The 9,174-nt window shown below is 58.1% G+C and carries 7 protein-coding genes, 1 tRNA gene and 1 rRNA gene; all 9 read right to left on the reverse strand.

What is annotated here, in order from left to right:
• Positions 1-135 precede the first annotated feature (135 nt).
• Positions 136-224, reverse strand: a tRNA-Ser gene (locus tag G485_RS0116640).
• Between the two features lie 78 nt (positions 225-302).
• Positions 303-1,586: a serine--tRNA ligase gene (serS, locus tag G485_RS0116645; RefSeq protein ID WP_027093457.1), complete on the reverse strand. Its 1,284-nt coding sequence runs from the start codon at positions 1,584-1,586 to the stop codon at positions 303-305.
• Between the two features lie 68 nt (positions 1,587-1,654).
• Positions 1,655-2,242 carry a pyridoxal 5'-phosphate synthase glutaminase subunit PdxT gene (gene pdxT / locus G485_RS0116650; protein ID WP_027093458.1) on the reverse strand — a complete coding sequence of 196 codons (588 nt, stop codon included), beginning with the start codon at positions 2,240-2,242 and terminating at the stop codon, positions 1,655-1,657.
• Positions 2,243-2,381: 139 nt separating this feature from the next.
• Positions 2,382-3,263 (reverse strand): pyridoxal 5'-phosphate synthase lyase subunit PdxS, encoded by an 882-nt coding sequence (pdxS, locus tag G485_RS0116655; RefSeq protein ID WP_027093459.1) that lies wholly within the window; start codon positions 3,261-3,263, stop codon positions 2,382-2,384.
• 111 nt (positions 3,264-3,374) lie between these two features.
• Positions 3,375-4,712 carry a D-alanyl-D-alanine carboxypeptidase family protein gene (locus G485_RS27000; protein ID WP_051318352.1) on the reverse strand — a complete coding sequence of 446 codons (1,338 nt, stop codon included), beginning with the start codon at positions 4,710-4,712 and terminating at the stop codon, positions 3,375-3,377.
• 134 nt (positions 4,713-4,846) lie between these two features.
• Positions 4,847-6,304 carry an IMP dehydrogenase gene (guaB, locus tag G485_RS0116665; RefSeq protein ID WP_027093460.1) on the reverse strand — a complete coding sequence of 486 codons (1,458 nt, stop codon included), beginning with the start codon at positions 6,302-6,304 and terminating at the stop codon, positions 4,847-4,849.
• A 38-nt stretch (positions 6,305-6,342) separates the two neighbouring features.
• On the reverse strand, positions 6,343-7,599 hold the full coding sequence (locus tag G485_RS27005; protein WP_051318353.1) for a putative glycoside hydrolase: 1,257 nt from the start codon (positions 7,597-7,599) through the stop codon (positions 6,343-6,345).
• A 206-nt stretch (positions 7,600-7,805) separates the two neighbouring features.
• On the reverse strand, positions 7,806-8,651 hold the full coding sequence (locus G485_RS0116675) for a hypothetical protein (protein ID WP_027093461.1): 846 nt from the start codon (positions 8,649-8,651) through the stop codon (positions 7,806-7,808).
• A 260-nt stretch (positions 8,652-8,911) separates the two neighbouring features.
• Positions 8,912-9,174 (reverse strand): 23S ribosomal RNA (locus G485_RS0116680); the annotation flags it as partial.

Genomic DNA, 9,174 nt, shown 5'->3' on the forward strand with positions numbered 1-9,174 from the left:
ATGTTCGTCTCCATATCCTAACCTTACCAAAAACAGAAATCAGGCGGAAGACCTGCTCCCACCCCAAAATTTATAAATTCTATAATGTTAAAAAACCGACCCGTCGGGCGACGGATCGGCGTCGTATTCGTTAGATGGCGGAGAGAGTGGGATTCGAACCCACGTGGGCTTGCACCCTAACGGTTTTCAAGACCGCCCCGTTATGACCGCTTCGGTATCTCTCCAAGATCGGGGGCAGCGGGCACGTTTGTTGCGAGCCGCCTGATCTGCCCCGTTATCATATCATAGAGAAGAAACAATGATCAACCCCTGCGGGCGATCCTGTCAATTCCGCCCATGTACGGACGGAGAGCTTCCGGAATAAGCACCGTGCCGTCTTCTTGCTGATAGTTTTCCAGAATGGCGGCAACCGTGCGTCCGACCGCAAGTCCGGAGCCGTTCAGCGTATGGACGAATTCCGGCTTCGAACCGGCTTCCCTGCGGAAGCGGATGCCCGCCCGGCGCGCCTGGAAATCCTCGAAGTTGGTGCAGGACGAGATCTCCCGGTACGTTCCCTGGCTGGGGAGCCACACTTCCAGATCGTAGGTTTTAGCCGAGCCGAAACCCATGTCGCCCGTGCAGAGCGTCAAGACGCGATAGGGCAAGCCCAGCAGCTGCAGCACGCGTTCCGCGTGTCCGGTGAGCTCTTCGAGCGCCTCGTACGACTTCTCCGGAGCGACCAGCTTGACCAGCTCCACCTTGTTGAACTGATGCTGCCGGATCAAGCCCCGCGTGTCGCGGCCCGCCGCGCCGGCTTCCGAACGGAAGCAGCCGCTGAAGGCGACGAACTTCGCCGGGAGCTGCTCCGCAGACAGAATGTCGTCGCGGTGCAGATTCGTGACCGGCACCTCGGCCGTCGGAATGAGGAAATAATCGGTGCCTTCGATTTTGAACAAGTCTTCCTCGAACTTCGGAAGCTGACCCGTTCCGATCAGGCTGTCGCGGTTAACGATATATGGCGGCAGAATCTCTTCGTAGCCGTGTTGGTCAGCATGCAGGTCCATCATCAGATTGATGAGCGCCCGTTCCAGCCGCGCTCCCAAGCCCTTGTAGAACACGAAGCGCGAGCCGGTCACCTTCGCCGCCGCTTCGAAGTCGAGAATGCCGAGACCGTCGGCTATGTCGTAATGCGCCTTCGGCTCGAAGCCGAATTTCGGCGGCTCGCCGACGCGGCGAACCTCGACGTTGTCTTCTTCCGAAGCGCCGACCGGCACGCTCTCGTGGGGGACATTCGGAATCGCCAGCATCATTGCGTCGATCTTCTCTTCGAGCTCGCGCACTTCTTCGTCGAGCTGCTTGATCCGATCGTTGACGCTGCGCATCTCGGCGATCAGCTCGTCCGCGTTGCCGCCGCTCTTCTTGAGCTTGGCCACTTCCTGGGACACGACGTTGCGCCGGTTCTTGAGCGCATCGCTCTCGGTGAGCCGCTCCCGCCGCGCGTTGTCAAGCTCCGGAAAGCCGGCGATCAGATCGAGCGAAGCGTTCCGGTTGCGCAACGCCTGCGCCACTTTATCGTAATCGTTGCGAAGCAATCTAACATCCAGCATGTGCTGAACCCCTTTCCCGTTAACGGGCGTTATTGGTTCTTAAGGTTCTAAGTCGAGTGGACTCGGTATCAGGAACGAGCGCGTTCCGCCGCTTCCTTCGCCATATCGAGAAAATAGCTGTGCAGCCGGAAGTCGTCCGTCAGCTCCGGATGGAAGGAGGACGCGAGCAGGTTGCCCTGCCGGGCCGTTACGATCTCGCCCTTATACGTCGACAGGACTTCGACTTCGGGGCCGACTTCCTTAATGAGCGGAGCGCGGATGAAGACGGCGCGAAGCGGCGTATCGATGCCTTTCACGTCGAGGTCCGTCTCGAAGCTCTCCCGTTGACGGCCGAAAGCATTTCGGGCGACCGTCATGTCCATCAGCCGCAGATGAGGCTCTTCCGCGCCTTCCAGCCGTTCGGCCAGTACGATCAATCCCGCGCAGGTTCCGAACACCGGCTTGCCCGCCTGAGCGAACTCGCGAATGGCTTCGATAAAGCCGTATTTGCGCATTAGCTTGCCGATCGTCGTGCTCTCCCCGCCGGGAATGATCAAACCGTCGATCTCCCCGAGCTGCTCGGTCCGCTTAACGGCTACACCGGAGCCCCCGGCTTGTTCGATGCTGCGAATATGCTCGGCCACGGCGCCTTGAAGCGCCAATACACCGATTTTCATACGTCTTTCCCTTCTTTCTCCCGTCGCTTGTAGTCATCCGGCTCGAACGGACAAACCAATCGGGGCGGCTCCGCCGCGGCTGCCTGTGAGCCGTTGCGAAGCCGCCCGATGATCACCCGTGTTGATTGGCTTGTGAAGCTTACAGACCGCGATCCTGCATCCGCTCGGAACGGTCCAGCTTGGAAATTTCGATGCCTTTCATCGGCGTGCCGAGGTTCTTCGATACGCGTGCGATCAGCTCGTAGTCTTCGTAATGCGTCGTCGCTTCGACGATCGCGCGGGCGAACTTCTCGGGATTCTCCGACTTGAAGATGCCGGAGCCGACGAACACGCCATCGGAGCCGAGATGCATCATCAACGCGGCGTCGGCAGGCGTCGCAATACCGCCGGCGGCGAAGTTGACGACCGGCAGGCGGCCCGTCTCGTGAACGCCAAGGAGCAGCTCGTACGGAACGCCGAGCACTTTCGCTTCGTGGTACAGCTCGTCCTTCGACAGGTTCTGCACGTGGCGGATTTGGCCCATAATGAGACGCATATGGCGAACAGCCTCGACGATGTTGCCCGTCCCCGGCTCGCCCTTCGTGCGAATCATGGACGCGCCTTCCTGGATGCGGCGAAGCGCCTCGCCGAGATCCTTCGCGCCGCAGACGAACGGAACCGTGAATTCGGATTTGTTGATATGGAACACTTCATCCGCAGGCGTCAGCACTTCGCTCTCGTCGATGTAATCGACGCCGAGCGATTCCAGCACTTTCGCTTCGACATAATGCCCGATGCGGGCTTTGGCCATAACCGGAATGCTGACGACCTTCATGACTTCTTCGACGATCGTCGGATCCGCCATGCGGGCTACCCCGCCTGCTGCACGAATATCGGAAGGAACGCGTTCAAGCGCCATAACGGCGGTTGCGCCTGCCGCCTCGGCGATCTTCGCCTGTTCGGCATTCATGACATCCATGATGACGCCGCCCTTTTGCATTTCGGCCATCCCGCGTTTTACTCTCGAAGTACCTGTCTCCATTTTCCTCACGCCTCCTGAACATTCTAACCATTAATTTTACAGGAAGGGCCGCGAATAGGCAACCCATTTAGTCGGAATTGTCAAACAATCCGGCAATTTCCCGATAGCGCATTAGAACAAATTGACAATTCCCTTGAACAGACCCGAGAAGAATTCGCCGATGGAACGGAGCAGCAGCTTGAACCAGCCGGCTTTCTTATCGTCCTCGGACGCGATCAGATCGAGGGTTACGGTCTTATCCGCCTGCGTAGCGGGATCTTTGTACGTGTACGTCACCGTTCCGACCTTGTCTCCTTGCTTGATCGGCGCAACGAGCGGGTCCGATAAAGGCTTCACTTCGGCGACGGTCGGATTGACCGTTTTGCCCTTCGGCAGCAGCACGGTAAGGTCCGACGCCGTCACGACGGCCACCTTCTTGTGAGCGCCCTTCTTCACTTTGAGCGTCTCATAACCGGGCACCGTCGCTTTCGCGTCGACCAGCGTCTTCTTCTCGAAGTTGCTAAAGCCGTAGTCGAAAAGCTTGGCTGTCTCCAGGAACCGTTTGCCGTCGTTCGAGTCGCCCGGCACGCCCATGACGACCGCGATCAGCCGGGTGCCGTTGCGAAGCGCGGTTCCGGTAAAGCAGTTGCCCGCATTGCTCGTATGACCCGTCTTCAAACCGTCGACTCCATCATACGCGAACTTCTTGAAGTTGGTCACGTTCTTGTTCGATTCCAGCATCCAGTCCCAGTTGACGACGGGGGCTTTGTCCGTCGGGCGGAACTTGAAGGATTGAATCTTGGAGTAGTTCAGGAACTCGGGATAATCCTTCAAAATGTGATAAGCCAAAATGGCGGCATCCTTCGCCGACATGACCGTCTCGCCGTCGATCGAAGTCGGCCGATACTTCTCCGGCATATCCGCGCGATCCAGGCCCGTCGAGTTGATAAAGTGGGCGGTCGTCATACCGAGCTGCTTCGCCGTCTCGTTCATCAGCTTGGCGAACGCCTCCTCCGAGCCGGCGACCGTCTCGGCGAGCTGCACCGTCGCGTCGTTCGCCGATCCGACAGCCATCGCCTTGTACAGATCTTCGACCGTATGTTTGTCTCCTTCGGCGAGAAACACCCGGCTGCCGATCTGCAGGGAGGCGTTCTCTTGCACGGTAACCGTCTGGTCCCAGCTTAGTTTGCCATCCTGGACCGCTTTAAAAACGAGGTATTCCGTCATCATCTTCGTCATGCTGGCGGGAGGCAGTGCTGTGTCGGCGTTGTTCTGGTACAAAATTTGGCCGGTCTCGGCATCCATCAGAATCGCCGACTTGGCGTTCAGGCTAAGCCCCGAATTGTCCGTTGCGGCGTTCGCGGCTTTTGCGCCGAACATGGCGACGATCAGGCTCATAAGCAAAAAAAGGGCGACGAATCGTTGGGAACGGGCAGCGGAATATGAGGCATGGGGATAAAAACGATTCAACGCGCGTTCTCTCCTTTAATCTTTGCTACTTATAGCTGTTATAATTGGGCATAAACTCCGAATGTTATTGTAACATACCCATAAGCAAGGCAAAAGCCGCAGAACCGGAAAACCCTTCTGCGGCTTATTAAAACTTACAAAGAATAGTTCGGAGCTTCCTTCGTAATTTGAACGTCGTGCGGATGGCTCTCGCGCAAACCGGCACCCGTAATCCGAACGAAGGCGGTGTCGTTCTTCAGCTCTTCGATCGTTCTGGTTCCGCAGTAGCCCATACCCGAACGGAGGCCGCCGATCAGCTGATGGATCGTATCCTTCAGCGGACCTTTATAAGGGATGCGCCCTTCAATGCCTTCCGGAACGAGCTTCGAGTCGTCTTCCTGGAAGTACCGATCCTTGCTGCCTTCCTTCATGGCGCCGATGGAGCCCATGCCCCGGTAAGACTTGTACCGGCGGCCTTGATAAATTTCCGATTCGCCGGGGCTTTCTTCCGTACCCGCAAACAAGCTTCCCAGCATGACCGCGCTCGCGCCGGCGGCGATCGCCTTCGTAATCTCGCCGGAATACTTGATGCCGCCGTCCGCGATGATCGGCACGTTGTATTCCCGGGCGACAGTGGCGCAGTCGTAGATCGCCGTAATCTGCGGCACGCCGATGCCGGCGATAATCCGCGTCGTGCAGATCGAACCCGGTCCGATGCCGACCTTGACGACGGACGCGCCGGCTTCGATCAGGTCGCGAGTCGCTTCGCCCGTCGCCACGTTGCCCGCGACAATCGTCAGATCCGGATATTTCTCGCGGAGTTTCCGAACCATCTCCACGATGTTGATATGGTGGCCGTGCGCGGAATCGACGACCAGCAGGTCGACGCCGGCATTCACCAGCGCTTCGGCGCGTTCGAACGTATCCTTCGATACTCCGACCGCTGCGCCGACCAGCAGACGTCCGTGCTTGTCCTTGGCCGCGTTCGGGAATTGGATCGCCTTTTCGATATCTTTAATGGTAATAAGTCCCTTGAGCGTGTTCGACTCGTCGACCAGAGGAAGCTTCTCGATCTTGTGCTGCTGCAGAATCACTTCCGCTTCCTGAAGCGTCGTGCCTACGGGAGCCGTCACCAGGTTTTCCTTGGTCATGACTTCTTTGATCTTGATGGAATAGTCGTGTACAAAGCGCAAATCCCGGTTCGTAATAATGCCGACCAGCTTGCCTTCGCCGTCCACAATCGGCACGCCCGAAATCCGGTACTTGCCCATCAGCTCTTCCGCGTCGTACACGTGATGATCGGGCGTGAGCGAGAAGGGATTCGTAATGACGCCGCTCTCGGAACGCTTGACCCGATCGACTTCTTGCGCTTGCTGCGCCACCGACATGTTCTTATGAATGATGCCAATTCCGCCTTCACGAGCGATGGCGATCGCCAAGGCCGACTCCGTGACCGTATCCATCCCTGCGCTGATGAGGGGCACGTTCAGCTTCACCGAAGGGCTTAACGTCGTCGACACATCTACGTCCCTGGGCAGCGTGGAAGACTTGCGGGGAATCAGCAGCACGTCGTCAAACGTTAGGCCTTCCTTGGCGAATTTGTTTTGCCACACGAGATTTTTCCTCCCTTTTCCGGTATGTTGTCGCTACTTTATCGGTTTGTCTCCGATGGATTATAGGCAATCTTAGCAGAGGCATAAGGGGCTGTCAAGGCACAAAACATGCATACTCCGGGCGTTTCGGACGGATTGGACGCCGCTATCTCGAACGGGTATTGGGCCGAGGAATTCCACAGCAAATAACTTTGAATTCCGAGCCGCGAAGCCGCCTGCACTTGCTCCCGGATCTCCGCCGGTCCGTATCTTCGGTGGGGGTGCACCCATGACGCCGTGAAGCTTTGCAGCCAGGGCCTGACCTGCGCGGCCGGCCGCCCCGCGCTGCGCAGCGTGCGGTTCCGGCGCATCGCGTCCTTGAGCGCGTGAGACACGACGGCGCCGGGCATCAGGTCCGGCTGGCGAATGCCCCAGATCCCCGGCGAGTAATGCGACGGGTACACCATGGGCGAGATGACGTCCACTTCGGAGGCGATGGCCTTCCACGTCTGGCCGATTCCCATGTCCGTGCGGGAGCTGCCGACCAGGCCGAACACATCGACGGACACGACCGCTCCGGCCCGGTGAACCCTTAGGGCGGCCGTATGCAGGAATTGGCGAATGACTTCGTCGCGCCTCAGGCGTTCGGGGTTGCGGAACCTGACCTCTTGCTGCACTTTCAACGGATTCTCCGGAAAACGCACATAATCGAATTGAACCTCGTCGAATCCGATTCTGGCGGCTTCAACGGCCAAGGCAATCGGATATTCCCAGGCCTCCCTCCGATAAGGATCGATCCACGCCGTTCCCTTCGCGTCTCTCCATATGGAGCCGTCGCTTCGCTTCATCGCCCATGCCGGATTGGACTCGGCCAATTGCGCATTCTTGAAAGTGACGACCCTCGCGATCAGATAGATATGTTGGCGCTTCAGACGCTTGATCAGCCGGCGAAGCTCGGCGGCGGACGCGGACCTCGAAGCCGCGAGCTTGCGCGGTGGCATATCGATCAACGAGACGCCGCTGTTGACGTCGATGACCATGGCGTTAAGCTCGGTCGTATGAACGAGCCGGATCAGCTTGTTCATCTTCGGGCTTAGAGCCGCATGCGAAGACACGTAGATGCCCCGAACGGGAAAAAGGGGCAGCCGCGCGCCGGAGCCGACCGCGTGCACACAGGGTTCGGCGTAGGGAGCCGCGGTCCACCGGCTTGGAAAGTTTCGATCGTAGGGAACGCAGCCTGCAACGAGGGCTACGACCGATGACAGCATGAGTTTGGCGACAATGACGATCCGCCTCCGACGCTTGCCGAAGCCCACAGGAAACCCCGCCTTTCCCTTTAAAGTAAAGGTAGTATTGGCTTCCCTGTTCAACCTGTTGAGTTGGAAGTTATGGCAATGCAGGAGGAATCAACAACAAACCCGCCTTGCCGCGGCGGGTTTGTCGGGGATATTCGCGTTGTTTATTTCATCACGACTTCGGGCAGCCGTCTTCGTTCAAGGGGTGGGAGAGCAGATTTGAGGCCTCAATCGGAGCTGCCGTCCGTCGTGTTGTTGTCCGATTGCGCGTTGTTGGCGGATTTGGCGTGCCGATCTTTGTCGTGGGTCTGATTGACGATCGCCGCCGCACGATCCTCCAATTTCGCTACGCGATTATCATACTCGTCCTGCGTAATTTTACCCTCGCTCAGCGCGGCGTTCAGCTTCTCCTTCAGCGAAGCCGTCACCGCATCGATGACCGACTCGGTCGAAACGCCTTGCTCGGCGGCGAGCCCGGCGATCGTTTTGCCCGCTTGAAGGCCTTGCTTCACTTCATCCGCCGTGAGTCCGAGGGCGTCCGCAACCGCCGTCAGCTCGAATCCGCCTTTGCCGCCGAACGCTCCGCGGCCTCCTTGGTCTCCCCAGCCTTTGTTAGAGTCCAGCAGCTTGTCGGCAATCGCGGACGCGTCGAAGGCCGGTTTGCCGCTGCCTGCGCCATCGCCGGCCGTCGTGGAACTGTCGCCCGCCGTCTTCGCGGCTTCGATCCAGGCGACAAGCTGCGCCTTCAGCGTGTCGCGGGAAATTCCTTGCGCTTCCGCGATCTCCGCGAGCGTCTGCGTTTGCAGCTTCTCCTTCAAGGCCGCTTTATCCAAATTCAAATAGGCGGCCAGCTTCTCTTCAAAGGAGCTTAAGAAGAAACCGCCCCCGCGATGGCCGAACGCCTCTTTACCGGACGTCTTGCCGTTCTCGCTTTGGGCTTGTGCGTTTGTATGGGTCGTAGCCGCAAATGCGCTGCTGCCGGTCAGCAGCCCGCCTCCGATCGCAAGAGTGAGAGCCATGGCGCTTGCAGCCAGAAGCTTCGTGTGACGTTTCGACTTGGTCAGGTTTTGCATAGTCTACCGCCTTTCGAAATGTTGATAAGCTTACGTTGCCTATCTTACCCAACGTAACTTAGGCGGTCTTTAAAACACCCTTAATTTAGCATTAAAATCATGAACGGAGCGTGAACGGAATGAGAACGAGGGTCGAACCTGAGGAGGAAAAGCTGCGGAAAATCAAAAAGACGACAGAATCATTCTGCCGCCGAAACTTCGGTTATGATGGCCTTGCGCCCTGATAACCGGATACGAAACGAATGCGCCCTTACGTGTCTTAGGATAAGCCCTCGACCGATTAGTACTCGTCAGCTCCACGCGTTGCCGCGCTTCCACCCCGAGCCTATCTACCTGGTGTTCTTCCAGGGGTCTTACATACTGGGAAATCTCATCTTGAGGCGGGCTTCGCGCTTAGATGCTTTCAGCGCTTATCCCTCCCGCACTTGGCTACCCAGCGGTGCTCCTGGCGGAACAACTGGTACACCAGCGGTGCGTCCATCCCGGTCCTCTCGTACTAAGGACAGCCCCTCTCAAATTTCCT

The organism is Cohnella thermotolerans DSM 17683 (genome assembly GCF_000429825.1).
In the GTDB taxonomy this organism is placed as follows: domain Bacteria; phylum Bacillota; class Bacilli; order Paenibacillales; family Paenibacillaceae; genus Cohnella; species Cohnella thermotolerans.

What these genes read in the sequence shown, in the direction of transcription:
- G485_RS0116675 (WP_027093461.1), bottom strand. Translation starts at nt 8,651, where the DNA reads ATGCAAAACCTGACCAAGTCGAAACGTCACACGAAGCTTCTGGCTGCA.
- serS (WP_027093457.1), bottom strand. Translation starts at nt 1,586, where the DNA reads ATGCTGGATGTTAGATTGCTTCGCAACGATTACGATAAAGTGGCGCAG.
- pdxS (WP_027093459.1), bottom strand. Translation starts at nt 3,263, where the DNA reads ATGGAGACAGGTACTTCGAGAGTAAAACGCGGGATGGCCGAAATGCAA.
- pdxT (WP_027093458.1), bottom strand. Translation starts at nt 2,242, where the DNA reads ATGAAAATCGGTGTATTGGCGCTTCAAGGCGCCGTGGCCGAGCATATT.